The following is an 18,537-nucleotide window of genomic DNA, read 5'->3' as shown; positions in this document are numbered from 1 at the left end:
TGAAGTCACTATGCAAGCAGTCTACCTAAGGGGCAAGGACTGCTTCAACTCCCAGGCCGGTGAGCGAATCCACGCCCCACACAAGCGCCGTGAGAACGATGAGGAAGAGGAAGGTAATGAGCGTGTACTGCACCATTTCCTTCGCCGTGGGCCACACGACTTTCTTCATCTCAGAAACGACTTCGCCTGGGAACGCGGCGACGCCGCCGCCCGGCTTTTCGTCCTTCTCCGCCGCGGCGCGCTCCACGCGCTTGTTCTCATAAGCGGCAGAGGACGTGGTCGTCGCCGCGCCGGAGAGCTGGCGCTTGCCGGTCGGGCGGGCTGCGCCGGACTGCGGCTGCTGCTCATCACTCATGGGTGAGATGTCCTCCTGGATTGAAAACCTATAACTTTGTCAACTCTAGCAAAGCTGATAGGAGCGTGAATAATTCCCGCGCGGTCAATAAAAAGCAAAGAACCCGGCGCGTGGCCGGGTTCTTTGCGTTCTGCAGGGGCGACAGGACTCGAACCTGCAACCTACGGTTTTGGAGACCGTTGCGCTACCAATTGCGCCACGCCCCTCTGGGCTTGTAGAAGTTGACTCTAGCAGAGCCCATGGCCCCTGCCCCCGCGTGCGGGGAAAGAAACCTGTAGCGATGGCGAGAATTGAACTCGCGACACAGCGATTATGAGTCGCTTGCTCTACCACTGAGCTACACCGCCATATTCACTTAGAACTCCACGCCCTGGGCCCGGATGAACCCTAGACATGAATGGAGCCCCCTGACAGAATCGAACTGTCGACCTTTTCCTTACCATGGAAACGCTCTGCCGACTGAGCTAAGGGGGCACATCCTCGCCGTTGAAGCTGTGCGATATTTCGCGTGCTCTCCGTTGCGGACTTAGAAAGAGTAACCCACTTTCTTCCCGTTACACAAATCCGCTGTACAGGACGGAAAATATCGGTTTTTAGCCGCCTGTATGCGGTGTGCTTGAATGGATTTATGTTGGATGACAAAGACCGGCAATCAATCGACGCGGCGAAGCTCTATTACGGTTCCGGCCTCTCCCAGGCCGAGGTTGCCGCACGCCTGGGCTTGTCCCGCCCCACCGTCTCCAAACTGTTGGGCCACGCGCTCGAGCGCGGCTTTGTCACCATCACCATCCACGATCCCCGCGAGCGTTCTGACGAACTCGTCGCCCAGCTCACCGCGCGCTTTAAGCTTGCCGATGCCCGCGTGGTCACCACCCCAGCCGGCGGCACCCTCCTCACGGACCTGGGCAGCGCCGGCGCCACGCTCCTCGAGGAACTCGTCCACGACGGCATGACGGTGGGCCTGTCCTGGGGCACGACGATGTGCGCCGTCTCGGAGCATTTGCGCCAGCTACCCCTCCAGGGCGTGCGCGTGGTGCAGCTCAAGGGCGGGCACTCCCACTCGGAACGTTCGACACGCGACATGGAGACCATGCGCGCTTTCGCCCGCGCCTTCAACGCAACGACGGAGCTCCTCCCGCTGCCCGTGATCTTCGACTCCGCAGAAGCCAAGGACTGGGTGACGCGCGACCGTCACATCGCGAGCGTCCTCGAGCTGGGCCGCAGCGTGGACCTTGCCGTCTTTACCGCCGGCGCCATCGCCCCCGAGTCGCTCGCGCTCAACCTGGGCTATCTCTCTGCCGCGGAGACGCAGGAGATCTTGGACCACGCCGTGGGCGACGTGTGCTCGCGCTTCTTCACGCGCACCGGGAACATCGCGGCGCCTGACGTCGACGCACGCACCGTGGGCATCACGCTCGCCGATCTCAAGGGCCGGCCCACCCGCATCCTCGTGGCCGGCGGCGCCGAAAAAGCCCAGGCCATCCGCATTGCCTTGGAGATGGGACTGGCCACCCACCTCGTCATCGATCATCAGACGGCGCAGCGGGTGCTCGACCTGTGACGCACACGCTGCACAACTGTCAATTTAGCTATTGACATTCGTTCTCCACGGTCTAGGCTTGAGGGTGACAGTACTTCTACTTCACCCCGCGTGATCGACTCAAGGAGACACACATCATGGCCGCTTTGCACAGCACCGAAGGTCTTTCCACCCCGCACATCAACCCCAAGGGCGTCGACATCGCAGACACCATTCTGCTGCCCGGCGATCCCCTCCGTGCCAAGTTCATCGCAGACACCTTCCTCGAAGACGTCGTCCAGTTCAACGAGGTCCGCAACATCCTGGGCTTTACCGGCACCTACCAGGGCACGCCGGTCTCCGTCATGGGCACCGGCATGGGCATGCCCTCCATCGGCATTTACTCCTGGGAACTCATCCACACTTTCGGCGTGAAGAACCTCGTCCGCGTCGGTTCCATCGGCGCCATGCAGGAAAACATCGACCTCCACGACGTCATCGTCGCCGCCTCCGCCTCCACCGATTCCAACTTCCTGTCGCAGTACAACCTGCCCGGCACCTGGGCGCCCACCGCCTCGTGGCGCCTGCTCAAGGGCCTCGTCGATGAGGCCGAGCGCCAGGACGCCCGCATCCACGTGGGCAACATCTTGAGCTCCGACATTTTCTACAACTTTGACGACTCCGTCAACGCCCGCTGGGCCGCCATGGGTGTCCTCGGCGTCGAGATGGAATCCGCCGCCCTCTACGCCACCGCCGCCGAAGCCGGCGTCGACGCCCTCGGCCTCTTCACCGTCTCGGACAACCTCGTCTCCGACACGCACCTGTCCGCCGAGGAGCGCCAGACGGCCTTCCACACGATGATGAAGCTCGCCCTCCCGCTCGCAGCCCTCTCCTAGCCTTCCGCCTTCAAGGGAAAACCATGTCCAACGTGCAAACCACCCCGGACGGCACTCGGGTCAATCCCAAGGCCGCCGTCCCCATCCTGCTCTTTGTCTTCGTCTTCTCGCTCGTCATTGACAACGGCTTTAAGACGATGACCATGCCCATGGCTGCGGGCCTGGGCATCTCCGATAACACCGCGAGCCTCCAGGCCTCGCTCGCCGGCGTCATCATCGGCATCGGCGCCGTCGTCTACTCGGCGCTCGCGGACTCCATCTCCATCCGCAAGCTCATGCTCACCGGCGTCATCCTCATCGCCGTGGGCTCGGCCATCGGCTTTATCTTCTCCGGCTCGTGGCCCATGGTCCTTGCCGGCCGCCTCATCCAGACCACCGGCCTCGCCGCGGCGGAGACTCTCTACGTCATCTACGTCACCAAGCACCTGAGCGAAGACGACCAGAAGACCTACCTCGGTTTCTCCACCGCCGCTTTCCAGGCCGGCCTGCTCATCGGCGCGCTGACCTCCGGCTTCGTGTCCACGTATATCTCGTGGACCGCGATGTTCCTCATCCCGCTCGTCCTCCTGCTCACCATCCCGCCGATCATCAAGATGGTTCCGGAGGACGAGGCCGTGGAGGGCCACCTCGATGCCCTCGGCCTGTTCTACATCGCGCTGTTCGCGACCTCGCTCATCATGTTCACCCAGGCGTTCAAGCCCCTGTGGCTCATCCCCACCGTGCTGGGCGTCGTCCTCTTTGCCGTCCACATCCGCCACGCACACTACCCGGTCGTAACCACGGAGTTCTTCACCAACGGCCGCTACATCTGGACCATCGTCATGGTCTTCTTCGTCTACTCCACGCAGATGGGTTACATCTTCCTGCTGCCCTACGCGGCCCAGGATTACCACGGTCTGAGCATTGACGAAGCCAGCCTGCTCATGATCCCGGGCTACGTGTGCGCCATCCTCGTGGGCATCTTCTCCGGCAAGATCGGCCACGTCATATCCTCGCGCGCCACGGTGTACACCGGCATGGCCATGATCATCGGCTCGCTCATCATCAATGCTCTTTTCGCCCACGCCCATATCGCGGTCCTCGTCGTTACCACCATCGCGTTCGCCTCCGGCTTCGCGCTGCAGTACGCGCCGCTGGTCAACACGGCTTTGCGCAACATCACCGCGCAGAAGTCCGGCATCGCCATCGGTTTCTACAACCTCACCATCAACATCGCCATCCCGCTGGGCATCGCGTACACCGCGAAGCTGCTCGATGCGACCGAGGGCTACACCACCGCGCTGTGGGTGCTCTCTGCCGTCGCCGCCCTCGGCGCCATCATCTACGTCCTCAGCGACCAGGCTATGGCTAAAAACGAATCTAAGGAGTCCCTCCATGTCTAACCAGATTGCACAGCTCATCGACCACACCCTCCTCAAGCCCGAGGCCACCGCGGACCAGGTCAAGGACCTCATCAAGGAGGCCGCCGAGCTCGGCACCTACTCCGTGTGCATCTCGCCCTCCCAGCTGCCCGTTGAGGTCCCCGAGGGCCTCCACGTCGCCACCGTCGTCGGCTTCCCGTCCGGCGCCGTGAAGTCCGAGATCAAGGCCGCCGAGGCTGCCCGCGCCGTCCAGGACGGCGCCGAGGAAGTCGACATGGTCATCAACATTCCGCTCGCCGTCGAGGGCCGCTTCGACGAGCTGCAGGCCGATATCCAGGCCGTGCGCGACGCCATCCCCGGTAAGGTCCTCAAGGTCATCCTCGAAACCGCCGCGCTTTCCGATGCCGCCATTGAGGGCGCTTGCCGCGCCGCCGAGGCCGCAGGGGCCGACTTCGTGAAGACCTCCACCGGCTTCCACCCGGCCGGTGGTGCCAGCGTTCACGCCATCGAGATCATGCAGGCCACCGTGGGCGGCCGCCTGGGTATTAAGGCTTCCGGTGGTATCCGCACGGCTGCCGATGCCCTCGCCATGGTCAACGCCGGTGCCACCCGCCTGGGCCTGTCCGCGTCGAAGAAGATCCTCACAGAATTCGCAGCACAGGACGCACAGGAGGCATAAAATGCCCATCTCCGAAGAGCTTCTCACCACCGCCTGCACCTGGGCCGAGCACGACCCGGACCCGGAAACCCGCGACCAGATCAACGCGTGGATCGCTGCCGAAGACGCTGAGGCTCTCGCCGCCGCCTTTGCCGGTCCCCTCGCCTTCGGCACCGCCGGCCTGCGCGCCGCCGTGGGCGCGGGCGAGTCCCGCATGAACCGCGCCGTCGTCATCCGCACGACCCACGGCCTCGTGACGTGGCTCAAGAACCAGGTCGACACTCCTAAGGTCGTCATCGGCTGCGATGCTCGCCACGGCTCCGCACAGTTCCAGCAGGACGCCGCCGAGGTCATCTCCGCCGCGGGCGGCCAAGCCCTCGTCCTCCCCGCGAAGAACCCGACGCCGCTCACAGCCTTTACGGTCAAGGCGCTCGGCGCCGACGCCGGCATCATGGTCACCGCCTCGCACAACCCGCCAGCGGATAACGGCTACAAGGTCTACCTTGGTGGCCGCGTCGCCACCGGTGACGCGGAGGGCGTCCAGCTCGTCTCCCCCGCCGACACGGAGATCGCCGCCGCCATCGCCGCGGCGCCCTGTGCGGACGAGGTCGCCCGCGACGACGCCCACATCGAGCACGTCGACACGCGCGCTGAATACCTCGCTCGTGCCGCCATGCTCGTCGGCCCCAACACGGATGTCACCATCGCACTCACCGCCATGCACGGCGTCGGCGCGACCCTCGGCGAGGCGCTGCTCACCCGGTGCGGATTCACTGTCTCCCTCGTGCCCGAGCAGGCCGAGCCGGACCCAGACTTCCCGACGGTCTCCTTCCCGAACCCCGAGGAGCCCGGCGCCCTCGACTTGGGCAAGGCACACGCGAAGAAGATCGGTGCCGACATCCTCATCGCCTACGACCCGGACGCTGACCGCTGCGCGGCTGCGGTTCCCGACGCCGCCGCCGAGGGCGGCTGGCGGCAGCTCACCGGCGACGAGACTGGCGCCCTCCTGGGCGATTACCTCGCCCGCCGCGGCGTCCCCGAAGGCGCCTCGTTCGCCAACTCGCTCGTGTCGTCCCGCCTGCTTGGCCGTGTCGCCGCGCATTACGGCATCCACCACGAGGAAACTCTCACGGGCTTCAAGTGGATCGCCCGCACGCCGAGCCTCGCGTTCGGTTACGAGGAAGCCATCGGGTTCTGCCCCGACCCGCAGGCCGTGCGCGACAAGGACGGCATAGCGACTTCTGTCGTGCTCGCCAGCCTCGCCGCCGAATGCAAGACCGCCGGCATCACGTTGCTCGACCGTCTCGCCGAGATTCACGAGACCGTGGGGGCACTCTACACGCAGCCGCTCACCTTCCGCGTCGAGGATCTCAGCATCATCTCCACCGCGATGGAGAAGGTTTCCACGACCCCGCCCACCGAGCTGGCCGGCTCCCCCATCGCCAAGGTCGAGAAGTTCGCCCAGGGTTCGAAGTTCTTCACGGAGAACGATGACCGTGTCATCGTCCGCCCGTCCGGCACCGAGCCCAAGCTCAAGTGCTACCTCGAGTCCCCCGACCGCGAGCGCCTCGACGCCATCGCCGCAGATCTGCGCGAGTACTTCGGCATCTAACGTCCTCGCATAAAATCCCCGGCTCTCGCCGGGGATTTTATGCGTCTAGGTCGCTCGTCAACTCCGAAATCCATTGCCGGGCCTCGGCTAAGCACTAAAGCGTTGAGCTCATCACGGAGTTCGGTATCAACGCGGATAGTCGTCATAGTCATACAAAAGTATGACTCTGTCCCAGGTGATCGTCAATACGGTGTCATTATGTGTTGTCGTTGAAGTAGTCATGCCCCATTAGACTGAGCTTCGACGCCACAGGTTTCCGCCCTCGTCAGCCCGCTCTCACCCCACACCGTCGACGTCGCATTCCCGGAGGAAATATGAATTCACACCGTACAGCCTGGGCGTGGGTGCTCGCGACAGCCGCCTTCGCCCTCGCCGCCGGGCTAGCCATCGTCCTAGGCTGGGATGCGCTGCCTGACCCGCTCCCCCAGCACTTCAACGGGAGGGGCGAACCGGATGCGTGGATGGCCAAGACCTATCGCAACGCCGTAGGCATGGCGGTTCTCGTGCCCGCCATCCTCACCGTGGTCTCCGCAGGTGCCCTCGCGCTCACACAGCAAGCTGCACAGTCCGCAGAAGACTCCTACCCGAAACCTGACCCGGTCGATCTCGCCCGCACGCGCACCCAGACCGCGCTCCTTTTACCGGTGATAGCGCGCTGGATGTTCGCTCTCGCCGCCGTATGCACATCCGCCATCATGGCTGGACTCTTCGGCATTGGCAGCGCTCCTTTCAGCATGCCAGCCTTGCTCTTCACGATCGTAGCGCTATGCGGATGGTTGCTCTGGGATATCAAGTCCATCAACGATCGTCTCGATGCCGATTACCCCACCGCGCAGATGACTGGGAAGATGAAGTGGGGAATGCTCTACTACGACCCCGCCGAGCCGCACGCGATGGTGTCCCACCCCAACGGTTCGTCCTCACTCAATTTTGCCCAGAAGAAAGCATGGTGGCTGCTCGCCGCGTTGCTTGCCCCAACGGCGTTCATACTTGTTCTCGTCATCGTCGCGGCGTGAGCGAACACGCAGAAACCCCGCGCCTTCCTGATGGAAAGCGCGGGGTTTGTCTGTGCCAGGTAGAAGATTCGAACTTCTGAAGGCAATGCCGGCGGATTTACAGTCCGCTCCCTTTGGCCGCTCGGGCAACCTGGCGTGCACCTTGCGGTGCGAGAGATAACTTTACTAAGTGCTGGGACGTTCGCCAAATCGGCAGGGTATCTGCCATTTCAATGCGTCTCCGCTGCGCTTTCAGCAACCTAGCCCACGCGCTTGACGGTGTACTCCGCCAGCTGGCGCAGCGCTGCGGTCGCGGAATTCTGCGGCAGCGAGTCGAGCTCGTGCTCCACCTCGTCGAGGTAACCCTGCACGGCGTCGAGCGCCTGCTGGCGTCCTGTGGAGGCATGGAGGAGCTCCAGGGCGCGGTCCACGGCGGCATCGGAAGTCAGCGGACCCGTAAGCAGACCACGCAACTCCTCACCCACCGGGGTGTCTTCCTCGAGCGCGTAGAGCACCGGCAGGGTGAACACGCCCTCGCGCAGGTCCGTGCCCGGGGTCTTACCGGAGTCCTTCGGATCGGAGAAGATGTCAATGATGTCGTCGACGATCTGGAAAATCATGCCCACGAGCGAGCCGATCTTGTGCAGCGCGGTGGCATGCTCCAGAGTGGCACCCGAGTGGTAGGCGCCAAGGTAGGCCGCCGAGGCGATAAGAACGGCGGTCTTCTCACGGATGACGGCCGTGTAGTGCTCGATGGCATTGGCCTCGCCCGCGCCGATGGTCTCACGCATCTGGCCGGTGACGAGTTCCTCGAAGGTATCCGCGAAGTGCGCCACCGTGTGGGTGTCGAGCTGCGACATGAGGCGCGAGGCGTGCGCGAGCAGCGCGTCGCCAGCGAGGATAGCCACGGAATTCGACCACCGGGAGTTCGCGGACTGCACGCCACGGCGGCGGTCAGCCTCGTCCATGACATCGTCGTGATAGAGCGTTGCCACGTGGACCATCTCCACCGAGGTCGCCGCAGTAATGACGTCCGGGCACCCCGGACGCTCGCCATACTCGGAAGCCAGCAGCGCCATCATGGGACGGAAACGCTTGCCGCCAGCGGCGGTAAGATGCAGAGCTTTCTCGCTCACAAAGCTCTCGCCGCGGTCGATCTCCTTATACAGGCGAGCTTCCACAGCAGCGACGCCTTCGGCCACACGCGCGGTAAGCTGCGGGTCACCCAGGTCCACGGTGTTGTCGCCGTTGCTCATATCTGTAATGGTCCTTTTGTGGCAGTCGTTGACGTCAATAATCTCCTACTAACCTAGTCCACTCGCAGGGGTTAGACATAGTTGAGGTGCCCGCTCTGCCACAATGGGTTCCATGTCCCAGCTTTTTGATGTAGCAATCGTCGGCTCCGGTCCTGCTGGCGCGGCGGCCGCCATCCACGCCGCTCGCGCCGGACACTCGGTGGCGCTCCTCGATTCCGCCGAATTCCCCCGCGATAAGACCTGCGGCGATGGACTTACCCCGCGCGCTATGCATCAACTGGATCTCCTCGGCATCAAGGTCAACCCGAGCTACCGCAACCACGGCCTCAAGCTCCACGGCTACGGCGGCTCCGTCACGGCGCCCTGGCCCGACACGTACCCGACGAACGAGGGCACTGCGCTTCCCCGTCACGAGTTCGACGCGCTCCTCGTACGTGAGGCCGTCGCCGCCGGAGCAACACTGCTCCACGGCACGGCCACCGCGCCTGAGCTGGCCGGAAACCGGATCGTCAGTTTTTCTGTCGTTGATGGGTCGGGCGCCACGGACACCATGAAAGCCCGCTGGATCATCGTCGCCGACGGCGTGCGCTCCACCTTCGGCAAGCAGCTCGGCCGCACGTGGCACAAAGACGAGGTGTACGGCATCGCGGCGCGCTCGTATTCCTCTTCCCCTCACGCCAGCGAGGGCTGGATGCACTCGCACGTCGAGCTCAAGGACGCCGACGGCGTAGTCCAGCCCGGCTACGGCTGGATCTTCCCGCTGGGCGCGGAGCTCGGCCAAGTCAATATCGGCTTAGGCGCGCTGTCCACAAAGTCCCGCCCCGCGAAGATCAACACCAAGAAGCTCCTGGAGACCTACGCCGCGCAACAGCGCGCCGAGTGGGGTCTGGGACCGGTAGAAAAGGTGGCATCGGCAGCGTTGCCCATGGGCGGTGCCGTAAGCACCGTCGCGGGTGCGAACTGGATGCTCATCGGCGACGCCGCCGCGTGCGTCAACCCACTCAACGGCGAGGGCATCGACTACGGGCTGGAGACCGCCGCCATGGCCGTCTCCCTTTTGGGAGGAAAGGACTTCACGCTCGTGTGGCCGGACCGCCTGCGCGCTGCCTACGGCGAGGCTTTCGTGCTCGCCCGCACCGCCGCACGGCTGCTCACGTACCCGCAGTTCCTCCCCGTCGCGGGCCCTGTCGCCCTGCGCGGACCCGTGGGCCGCATGCTCATGCCCGCTGCGGCGCGGCTCATGGGCAACCTCATCACGGACGAGGACCGCGATCTCATCGCGCGCGCCTGGAAACTGGCGGGTCACGGCGTGGCGTGGGCGCGCCGTGACACCCCACTGTGGTCTTAAGGGATTTCACATCAAACAAGCCCTCATATCCGCGTGGATCTGAGGGCTTCGTTGTCGTGAACTGCCGGAACTACGCCGGTTTGACCGCGCTGTGCAACGCCACGATGCCGCCGGTGAGGTTCTGCCAATTGGCACCCGTCCAACCGTTGCGGTTAATGGCAGCGGCGAGTTCCTTCTGTTCCGGCCAAGCGCGGATCGACTCGGCGAGGTAGACGTACGCGTCCGGATTCGAGGACACGAGGCGCGCGACCGGCGGGAGCAGGCGCATAAGGTATTCCTTGTACACCGTGCCAAAGACCGGAATGACGGGCTTGGAGAACTCCGCCACGGCCAGGCGGCCACCGGGCTTGGTTACGCGAGCCATCTCACGCAGGCCGAGCTCGAAGTCGTGAATATTGCGCAGTCCATAAGAGATGGTCACGGCGTCAAACGTGTTGTCCGCGAAGGGCAGCTGCATGCCGTCGCCCGCGACCTTGGGCACGTTACGGTCCTTGCCCGCCGCGAGCATGCCGCGCGAGAAATCGCAGGCCATACACCAGGCGCCAGACTTGGCCAGCTCCACCGTAGACACAGCGGTGCCAGCGGCAAGATCAAGGACCTTCTCCCCTGGCTGCAGGCCGAGACGCTCACGCGTGCGCTTACGCCACAGGCGGTCCTGTCCGAAGGAGAGGACGGTGTTGGTGATGTCGTAGTTCTTGCCCACGCCATCGAACATCTTCGCCACGTCTGCGGGGTCTTTGTCGAGATCTGCCTTGAGGTTAAATTTCGCCACGGAAAACCAGTCTATGCCACGCGCGCGCCCAGAGCGCGGGCGGCCCAGCGCGGCAGCTCCGGGCGCTGGCCGATGATGGTCAGCGGCACGCGGCGCGTGTCCTCAAGGACTTCCTCGTAGGAGTCCAGGAGCTGGCGGCACAGCGCGTCCCACGTCTTATTCGCAATGGAGGCGCGGGCGTTCTTGCGCAGTTCCGCGTGGATCTCCGGGTTAAGCAGCGCGTCCACGGCGCCGGGCAGATCCTCGACGAAGGTGTCGACGTCGAGGAGCAGGCCGTTGTAGCCTTCCTCAATCAAATCAATAGGGCCGCCAGCGCGCGGGCCGATGGTGGGCACGCCCGAGGCCTGCGCCTCCTGGATGGCCTGACAGAAGGTCTCGAACTCGCCAGCATGAACGAAGATATCGAGCGAGGCGTACGCATGCGCGAGCTCCTCGCCGCTGAGTGCGCCGAGGAAGATAGCGTGCGGCAGCTGGGCCTCGAGGAGCGGGCGCTCGGGACCATCGCCGACGATGACGACCTGAATATCGGAACGCTCATCGAGCCCGGCCAAGCGGTGCACGCCCTTCTCCGCGGCGAGGCGACCAACGAAGCCCACAATCTTCTTCGAGCCCGTGGGATCCCACTGGCGGCGCAGTTCTTCCGAGCGCTTGGAGGGATGGAAACGCACCGCGTCCACGCCGCGGCCCCAGTGGCGCACGTTCTTGATGTTATGTTCTTCCAGGTCCGCGATGGTGGGCGAGGACGGCGCAAGCGTCATCTGGCAGGAATTGTGGATGGTGCGCAGCCACTCCCACACGCCGTGGGCCAGTGCGGAGGCGTGGTACTTCGTGGCGAAGCCGGCCACGTCCGTTTGGTAGAGCGCCACGGCCGGGATGCGCTGCTGACGCGCGACGAAGGCGCCGGCCGCGCCGAGCACGAACGGGCTGGCCAGGTGAATGATGTCCGGCTGAAAGTCACGAATGGCGCCATCCACGGCGGAGGTGGGCACGCCCACCGGCAGGGAATCTACGAGCGGAACCTTCACCGTGGGCACGCGATGGATGGGAAAGCCCAGGTAATCCGGGATTTCTTCCTGACCCTCGCGCGCGCCCGGCGCCACAACGATGGCCTCGTGTCCCTCCGCATGCAGGTGCTCCAGGACGCGCAGCACAGAGTTGGTTACTCCGTTGACGTTGGGCAAGAAAGATTCAGCAACAATGGCGACACGCATGTGTTATACCTTTACACGTCGAAGAAACCAGTGGGTGAACTCAACATTAATTCTTTTTCAGGCTCGTTCCCCGCCAGGCTAGCCCAAAAATGAGGCTCGCTACCACGGCGACGGAGAGCGCCGGGATGATAGACAGCGTCCATTCGCGCCCTTCCACCTTGACCAGGTCCGGATTCGACAGCTTATACGTCACCCAGACCTTTTGGCCCTCGCCCAGGCCCGTGGGATAGATGAGTCCCGTCGGCGGCGAATGGTAAAGACCCTGCGAGTCCTGGAAGTCGACCGAGGTGCGCAGCCAGCCCACGTTCGTCACCGTCGCCAGCGCTCGGCCCGGCTCCACCGCAATGGAGCGGTCATTCATGAAGGGGCCTGCGACCATGGCAAAGGCTCCCAGGAGTGCCACCGCGTAGACCGCGAGCAGCACCTGCCGTACGCGCCTCCTAGACACTGGTCTTCGCGGCGAGCTCGGCATGAAGCGCCCGGCGCGTGCCGCGCGTCGTGTGGGCGTCCACAACGGTAATCCCCGTCGAAGTTTCCTTGAGCTCCGCGAGCAGGTCGAGCAGCTCCTGCGCCGAGTTCGCCTCACGGTAGTCTGCGCCGTAGGCCTCGCACAGCTGGCCGATGCCCACCTCCTGCGGCGTTCCAAAAGCCCGCTCGAAGGCAGGGCGCAGGGATTCCTGTCCGATTTCCAGGGTCTCGAAGATGCCGCCACCGTTATCGTCCGCGACAACGATGGTGAGGTTCTCCGGGCGCGGGTCACCCGGCGAGATGAGCAGAGCAGAAGCGTCGTGGAGGAACGTGATGTCCCCCATGAGCGCGACGGTGCGCGGCGCGCGAATCTCCGTGGCCTCGCGGGACTGGGTGGCCAGCGCCACGCCGATGGACTGGGCCACCGTGCCGTCGATGCCAGCGGCGCCGCGCGGCGAGTAGGTCTCCACGCCGTCGAAAGGAAGACCCACGAAGCTGGCGTCGCGCACCGGATTCGAGGCGCCGAGGACGAGCGCGTCACCCACGGCGAGTGTATCCGCCACGGCGGCCGCCACGTGCAGGCCGGTAAATCCATAGTCCTTATTTTCTAGGACTTCGCGCACCGCGGCGCCGCCCATCTCGGCCGCGCCCTCGCAGACCTTCATCCAGTCGCGCGTGGGCTCGCCGCTCACCTTGACGCGGGTACCCTTCCGGGCGGCCTCGCCGCGCGGATTCGTGAAGTCCGCCGTGCGCGAGAGCGTCACGAACTCGATAGCGGGATCGCTGAGGAGCGCCAGCACCCCGCGGTGCAGCGTCGGATGGCCGACAACGATGACCTGCTCGACACGCGTATTGACCACATAGTCGTTCGCACTCACGTGGTCCTTGCGGAAGATGCTCGCCGCGAGCGGGTGCACCGGATGGTACGGCGCGGGCGCCGTGGGCTCTGCGATGGTGGGCACGTCTTCAAGGCCCTCGACGTCCCAGGCCTCGTCGCCCGCGATGACCAACGTATTGCGGGTGAGGTCGAGCTCGACCTCGCCGTGGTCCACGAAGCGGACGGACGGCGCGCGGCGCAGGGTTCGATCATCCGGCGTAGAGGGAAGCTCCGTGCCCACGAGCGGCACGTCGAGCGCGACATTGATATGCACCGCAAAGTCCTGGGTAAAGCGCTGCGCCATCGCCGGAATATCCTCCGGCGACGCGACCTGCGTCGTGTCCGCGAAGTTGCTAAAGATGCCCTGCTGCTCGATGGTTTGCGAGGCACCCGTGCCCACGAGGCGCTCCGGGCGATCCGCAGAGACCACCGCGAGCGGCGTGTGCGAGTGGCGCGCCTCGACCAGCGCCGGCAACGCGTTGGCCACGGCCGTGCCTGAGGTCATGACGACCGCGACGTGGCGGCGCTGCACTCGCGCCAGGCCCAACGCGAGGAACGCGGCGGAGCGCTCATCGATGCGCGTGTGCACCTTGAGATCCGGGCGGGCGAGCAGCGCCAAGTTGAGCGGCGCGTTGCGCGAGCCTGGGCAAATGACAACGTCAGTACAGTGGCGCGCGAGCTGCGCGGCGACGGCCTGCGCCAGCTCAATGGATTCGGTCTGTGCGGTCTGGTCCATAGCAGCCCAGTCTAGCCCGTGCCCTAATTTCCGCCGAAGATCTCGTTGAGAAGATCGTCGACGTTATCAGCGCCCTCGCCCAAGTCCCTGGGCAGCGAGGTAGGCAGCTCCCGGGTGAGCTCCGGCGTCTCCGTCACTGTCTCGGTGACGGTCTCCGTCTGGGTCTGCGTGACGGGGCTCGGGGTGTCCGTCACCGTCGCCGTGGCCGTCTGCGTAATGGTCTCCGGAGCAGGCGGCTCCTGGTTTGCGGCGCGCGTATACATATAGGCCAACGCCGCGAGCGCGATGAGCGCCAACACGAGCAGGCCGACGAGAATGCCCGTCAAGCCACTTCCCGAGGAGCGCTCCTCCGGCACGTCATAGGAGCGCGGCGGCTCTTGCCGTGGTGCCTGCTGGGACGCCGGTTGGGGTGCCGGTTGCGGTGCTGGCTGCTGGTACTGATAGTTCTGATACTGCGACTGCGCTGGCTGCACACGCGTCTCGTCTTCCGGGAAGACCTGGCGCGGACGCTCGAACTGCTGAGTCTCGTCGCTCATCCGCTCGTTCCGGCCATTATTGGGGGTGTTAGTAGGCATGTATAAAGAGGTACACGGTCAACCTGTGAGTCGGCTGAAAAGTCATCCCCCTTAAAAGCATGCATAAATATGTAAAGCGTCGAGTCTTCCGTTATTGACAGACTGACCGTCCTAGTGTGAACTAGCCACTTAGCCTAGGACCGAGAGATGTGCTGACCTCCCACTCCCCCGCGATAGCTAAAGCCCACACCCCACCCAAACATGGAAATTTCGTACAGGTACCGAGAGTTTGGGTCGGCTCTGGGCGCCAACCCCACACCACACCCCACCCGTACTGTGGATTGCTGTACAGAATCCGTGAGTTCGGGTGGGGTTTCGGCATGCGCGTGGAACCTCCACGCTGCTGGCTCAGTCCAATAGGTCATGACGATCTACACGACGCGACAACTCCGAGAGCTCGGTACAACCAAGACTCGCCAGAACAAGGCGGTAGCCGATGGCCGACTCATTAAACTCAAGGCCGGTATCTACTCAACTACGGGAAGCCTCGCCGACATCGCGAGTCTGTATCCCGAAGGCGCGGTCACCGGTCTCAACGCCCTGGCCCTCCATGACTTGACGGAAGAATCTCGCCCCGTCTTCCTGCGCGTGCCGCACATCAGAACGCCATTGGCGAATTCACACATCCGCCTCATCCGCTCCGAGGCCCCAAGCAGATCCATCAACGACATAAGGACAGTCAACGTCGCGCAAGCCCTCTCTGACGCGCTCGCCCATGAGAAGCTCGAGAATCCGGGAAATCTCCTGCTCAATCACTACACAGGCGTCCGCGGCGGTGAGCGTCTCGAAGCAGATTTAGCCCAACTAAAGCGCCCCAGCGCCATTCGAGAACTTGCGTTTAAGGCAGGCGTGGGCACCGCCTCCAAGTGGGAACGCACAATGCTGTTTCACTTGCGCAAGGCTGGCCTCGAGCCTGTGCCCAATTTCAAGCTCGAGGCCTATTACTGGGACCTCGCCTTCCCCGCAGCCCGCGTCGTCATCGACTGGGATTCGCTGCATTATCACTTGCCGCACAACAACAATGACACCTTTTATATCGGCCTGTGGAAATCCATTCAGGCCGTGCAGCTCGGCTGGGCGCCTCTGAAATTCACCGATACATGCACGAACTATCACTTCGAGTTAGTGCGCGACGTTATCAAGGAGACCGTTGCACACCGCACCACACTGCGCCCGCACTCGCCGGTCCCGGGGACGTTGAAGAGTCCGGCCTGGCAATTCCACGAGGGGATTAGTTTTGGCACAAGCTTCTAGAGATACTGCCAGCTCTCGCGGACACGGTTGAACCACCAGTCGCGACGCTCAGCAGAGGCGGCCAACTCAGTGAGGCGGTCCTCCGACGGCGCGGGGTGCTCCACGCGCAGGAAGCCGTCCACGAGCTCGCGCGGCGGACAGACGTCCTCGATAAAGAGCGAGCCGGTGGCCAGGCCGGCGGCGGCCGGGGTGACGTCGATGTCTTCATCGTCGAGGATCTTGGGGAGCGCGGCCACGGCAGCGAGGCCCATGGAGATTCCCACCGACGTGTCGAGCGCCGAGGCCACCGTGATGTCCATATGGTGTGCACGCAAGTCGTGGGCGATCTGCAACAGTCGCTTAACCCCGCCGAGGGGCGCGGCCTTGACCACGGCGACATCGGCAGCTTGAAGTTCGGCAACGCGGTAGGGGTCTGCGACCTTGCGAATGGATTCATCGGCAGCAACGCGCACAAAAAGCCCAGAGCGCATGAGGCGCGAGCGGACCTCGGCGAGTTCCTCGGCGGTGCGGCAGGGCTGCTCCATGTAGTCAAGCGGCATGAGCGCCTTGGCGGCCTCGATGGCCTCGTCGACGCTCCAGCCGCCGTTGGCGTCCACGCGCAGGACGGGAACGCGGCCCATGTCGTGGACTGCCTCGCGCACGGCCTGAACGCGCGCGACGTCGTCCGCGAGCGTCTGGCCCGGCTCGGCAACCTTGATTTTGAAGGTGCGGCAGCCCGGATAGCGCTGCATGACCTCGGGCACCATCTCCGCCGGCACGGCCGGAATGGTTCCGTTGACCTCGACCTCGGAGCGGACGGGCGAAGGGAAGCCCTCGTACGCGGCCTCGAGGCCAGCGGCCAGCCAGTGCGCGGACTCTTCGGGGCCGTATTCGAGGAAGGGCGCAAACTCGCCCCAGCCGGCGGGCCCCTCGATGAGGAGAGCCTCGCGGGTGGTCACGCCGCGGAATTGTACGGCCAGCGGAAGGGCAACCACGCGCGCGCGGTCAAGGACGTCGTCAACGTTAATCTGCATACGACCCAGAATAATGCACCCCACGAGGTGCGACTGGTCCACACAGGGTGATAACCTAACCAGGAAAGGTTATAACAACCGCGGTTAGCCTTCTATCGCTCCTCGGAGCCCCACCGCCAGCAGCGCATGCCAGGCGGCAGCTCTTCGTACCAGTGAAGGAATTGACTTACCGTGCTCTATCTCATCATCGCCCTCGCGGCCATCGCGGCCGTCGTGTGGCTCATCTATAAAAAGGTTCATGCGGCCGCCGCCATCTTCGGAGTAGGCGTCGCCCTCCTCATGCTCGCCGCACTCACCGGCCGCGCAGACATGCGCACCACCGAAATCGAAGCCACCGGCAACGCCTTCTACGACCAGCTCCTCGTGGTCGACGCCCTGTTCAAGGCTCGTTTCAGCGGCATCGGCATGGCGATTATGGTGCTCTTCGGCTTCGTGTCCTACATGCGTCACATCGGCGCGGACGCGAAGACCGTCGTCGTGCTCTCCTCGCCGCTCAAGCGCTTTAATGGCTCCTATTGGTTGGTGCCCGTCGGCTTCGTCATTGGCTCGCTGCTCTCACTCGTCATCCCGTCCGCCGCAGCGCTTTCCCTGCTCCTTGTGGCGACACTTCTGCCGGCGCTCATCGCCGCAGGGCTCACGCCGCTCACCGTCGCCGCCATCGTCGTGACCTCCTCGACCATCATGCCGACGCCGCTCGAGGCTGGTCTCATTCAAGGCGCGGATCTCACGGACATGTCCGTCACCGAATTCGTCTACGGCTCCGTCGCCCGCGCCACCGTGCCCACCCTGCTCATTACCGCGTTCGTCCACATGTGGTGGCAACACCGCTGCGACAAGTCGGACCGCAAGCACTACATGGAAGAACACGCCGGAGAAGCCACCGAGGAGAGCGAATCCGAACGCACTGCCCGCGAAGCCATCGAGCGCGCCGCCGGACTGCCGGGTTTCTACGCTGTCCTGCCTCTGCTCCCGCTGCTACTTATCATCATCTCGGCCATTCTCAATCGCACCGGCGTCATCCCCTTCGAGGCTGACATCCTGCCTGTCACGGTCGTCTCCCTCTTCATTGCGATGATCATCGAGGCTATCCGCGGCCGCTCCATCGAGACCGCCATGGACTCCACCAAGTCCTTCTTCAAGGGAATGGGCGAAGGCGCAGCCGGCGTAGTCGCCCTCCTCGTGGCCGCCGCAGTCCTCGTCGAGGGCATTACCCAAATGGGCGTCATCGACATGCTCATCGACGCCACCAAGGGTTCGTCCGGCGCCGCCGTCATTATCGTGCTCATCTTCGTCGCCGCGACCGCCGCGATGTCCGCGCTCACCGGCTCCGGCACCGCTCCGTACTTCGCCTTCTCCGAGGTCGTCCCTGGCCTCGCAGCCGAGACGTCCATTCACGCGCCGCAGATGCTCACCGCGATTTGGGGCACCTCCAACCTCATGCGCCAGGTCTCCCCGGTCAATGCCGCGGTCCTCATCGTCTCCGGCGCCATCAAGGTCAACCCCATTCGCCTGGTCAAGCGCACTTCTGTACCGATGATCACCGCGACCATCCTCAACACGCTCTTCGCGTTCATGTTTATTGGATAATCGTGTGTAACGATACGCTCCCCACAGACCACAAGCGAGGGAGA

The 18,537-nt window shown here is 64.1% G+C and carries 17 protein-coding genes and 4 tRNA genes; 9 read left to right on the top strand and 12 right to left on the bottom strand.

All coding sequences use genetic code 11. The features are described 5' to 3' along the window. Positions 1–25 precede the first annotated feature (25 nt). The 4 genes from secE to HMPREF0307_RS06640 all read right to left on the bottom strand — a co-directional run bounded on the left by secE (position 26) and on the right by HMPREF0307_RS06640 (position 829). Complete coding sequence (gene secE / locus HMPREF0307_RS06655) at positions 26–355, bottom strand: preprotein translocase subunit SecE (protein ID WP_066489927.1); 330 nt, start codon at positions 353–355, stop codon at positions 26–28. Between the two features lie 133 nt (positions 356–488). After that, a tRNA-Trp gene (locus HMPREF0307_RS06650) sits at positions 489–561 on the bottom strand. Between the two features lie 69 nt (positions 562–630). Beyond that, positions 631–702 (bottom strand) — tRNA-Met (locus HMPREF0307_RS06645). A gap of 51 nt (positions 703–753) precedes the next feature. Then, positions 754–829 (bottom strand) — tRNA-Thr (locus tag HMPREF0307_RS06640). A 154-nt stretch (positions 830–983) separates the two neighbouring features. Between HMPREF0307_RS06640 and HMPREF0307_RS06635 the strand changes: the two genes are divergently transcribed. From HMPREF0307_RS06635 to HMPREF0307_RS06610, 6 genes are all read left to right on the top strand, one after another. Further along, complete coding sequence (locus tag HMPREF0307_RS06635; RefSeq protein WP_066489924.1) at positions 984–1,916, top strand: sugar-binding transcriptional regulator; 933 nt, start codon at positions 984–986, stop codon at positions 1,914–1,916. Between the two features lie 116 nt (positions 1,917–2,032). Further along, positions 2,033–2,770, top strand: a complete 738-nt coding sequence (deoD, locus tag HMPREF0307_RS06630) for a purine-nucleoside phosphorylase (RefSeq protein ID WP_066489921.1) — start codon at positions 2,033–2,035, stop codon at positions 2,768–2,770. A gap of 23 nt (positions 2,771–2,793) precedes the next feature. Next, entirely contained in the window at positions 2,794–4,152 is a 1,359-nt protein-coding gene (locus HMPREF0307_RS06625) for an MFS transporter (protein ID WP_066489918.1), read from the top strand. Continuing rightward, on the top strand, positions 4,145–4,810 hold the full coding sequence (gene deoC, locus HMPREF0307_RS06620) for a deoxyribose-phosphate aldolase (RefSeq protein WP_066489917.1): 666 nt from the start codon (positions 4,145–4,147) through the stop codon (positions 4,808–4,810). The genes HMPREF0307_RS06625 and deoC overlap by 8 nt, the downstream gene beginning before the upstream one ends. Position 4,811: 1 nt before the next feature. Beyond that, entirely contained in the window at positions 4,812–6,401 is a 1,590-nt protein-coding gene (locus HMPREF0307_RS06615; protein ID WP_066489915.1) for a phospho-sugar mutase, read from the top strand. A gap of 314 nt (positions 6,402–6,715) precedes the next feature. Further along, on the top strand, positions 6,716–7,417 hold the full coding sequence (locus HMPREF0307_RS06610) for a DUF1648 domain-containing protein (RefSeq protein ID WP_082723261.1): 702 nt from the start codon (positions 6,716–6,718) through the stop codon (positions 7,415–7,417). Positions 7,418–7,470: 53 nt separating this feature from the next. Here the strand turns inward: HMPREF0307_RS06610 and HMPREF0307_RS06605 are convergent. Beyond that, positions 7,471–7,552, bottom strand: a tRNA-Tyr gene (locus HMPREF0307_RS06605). 104 nt (positions 7,553–7,656) lie between these two features. Beyond that, the gene (locus tag HMPREF0307_RS06600; RefSeq protein WP_066489904.1) at positions 7,657–8,652 is read right to left on the bottom strand and encodes a polyprenyl synthetase family protein; all 996 of its coding nucleotides are present in this window, start codon (positions 8,650–8,652) and stop codon (positions 7,657–7,659) included. A gap of 112 nt (positions 8,653–8,764) precedes the next feature. On the opposite strand from HMPREF0307_RS06600, the gene HMPREF0307_RS06595 reads away from it, so the two are divergent. Continuing rightward, positions 8,765–10,000 (top strand): geranylgeranyl reductase family protein, encoded by a 1,236-nt coding sequence (locus HMPREF0307_RS06595; protein WP_082723270.1) that lies wholly within the window; start codon positions 8,765–8,767, stop codon positions 9,998–10,000. A gap of 70 nt (positions 10,001–10,070) precedes the next feature. Here HMPREF0307_RS06595 and HMPREF0307_RS06590 read toward each other — a convergent pair whose 3' ends face one another. Genes HMPREF0307_RS06590 through HMPREF0307_RS06570 form a run of 5 tightly spaced genes read right to left on the bottom strand, consistent with a single transcriptional unit; the run spans position 10,071 to position 14,600 of the window. After that, the gene (locus HMPREF0307_RS06590) at positions 10,071–10,772 is read right to left on the bottom strand and encodes a demethylmenaquinone methyltransferase (protein WP_255356871.1); all 702 of its coding nucleotides are present in this window, start codon (positions 10,770–10,772) and stop codon (positions 10,071–10,073) included. Positions 10,773–10,783: 11 nt separating this feature from the next. Beyond that, positions 10,784–11,983: a glycosyltransferase family 4 protein gene (locus HMPREF0307_RS06585; RefSeq protein ID WP_066489894.1), complete on the bottom strand. Its 1,200-nt coding sequence runs from the start codon at positions 11,981–11,983 to the stop codon at positions 10,784–10,786. A gap of 46 nt (positions 11,984–12,029) precedes the next feature. Beyond that, positions 12,030–12,455 (bottom strand): hypothetical protein, encoded by a 426-nt coding sequence (locus HMPREF0307_RS06580; protein ID WP_066489884.1) that lies wholly within the window; start codon positions 12,453–12,455, stop codon positions 12,030–12,032. After that, positions 12,424–14,064, bottom strand: a complete 1,641-nt coding sequence (gene menD / locus HMPREF0307_RS06575; protein WP_066489877.1) for a 2-succinyl-5-enolpyruvyl-6-hydroxy-3-cyclohexene-1-carboxylic-acid synthase — start codon at positions 14,062–14,064, stop codon at positions 12,424–12,426. Before menD ends, HMPREF0307_RS06580 begins: the two co-directional genes overlap by 32 nt. A 23-nt stretch (positions 14,065–14,087) precedes the next feature. Then, on the bottom strand, positions 14,088–14,600 hold the full coding sequence (locus tag HMPREF0307_RS06570) for a hypothetical protein (RefSeq protein ID WP_066489855.1): 513 nt from the start codon (positions 14,598–14,600) through the stop codon (positions 14,088–14,090). Between the two features lie 402 nt (positions 14,601–15,002). On the opposite strand from HMPREF0307_RS06570, the gene HMPREF0307_RS06565 reads away from it, so the two are divergent. Then, complete coding sequence (locus HMPREF0307_RS06565) at positions 15,003–15,893, top strand: hypothetical protein (RefSeq protein WP_066489852.1); 891 nt, start codon at positions 15,003–15,005, stop codon at positions 15,891–15,893. On the opposite strand, the gene HMPREF0307_RS06560 is transcribed toward HMPREF0307_RS06565, so the two are convergent. Then, a complete protein-coding gene (locus HMPREF0307_RS06560; RefSeq protein WP_066490401.1) occupies positions 15,890–16,906 on the bottom strand; it encodes an o-succinylbenzoate synthase in 1,017 nt (338 codons plus the stop codon). The genes HMPREF0307_RS06565 and HMPREF0307_RS06560 overlap by 4 nt on opposite strands. 171 nt (positions 16,907–17,077) lie before the next feature. On the opposite strand from HMPREF0307_RS06560, the gene dcuC reads away from it, so the two are divergent. Beyond that, positions 17,078–18,493: a C4-dicarboxylate transporter DcuC gene (dcuC, locus tag HMPREF0307_RS06555; protein ID WP_066489849.1), complete on the top strand. Its 1,416-nt coding sequence runs from the start codon at positions 17,078–17,080 to the stop codon at positions 18,491–18,493. Positions 18,494–18,537 lie beyond the last annotated feature (44 nt).

Origin of the sequence: Corynebacterium sp. DNF00584 (assembly GCF_001552965.1) — a bacterium.
In the GTDB taxonomy this organism is placed as follows: domain Bacteria; phylum Actinomycetota; class Actinomycetes; order Mycobacteriales; family Mycobacteriaceae; genus Corynebacterium; species Corynebacterium phoceense.
Note: the sequence above shows the minus strand (reverse complement) of the source record. Positions and strands in the feature narration are given on the sequence as shown.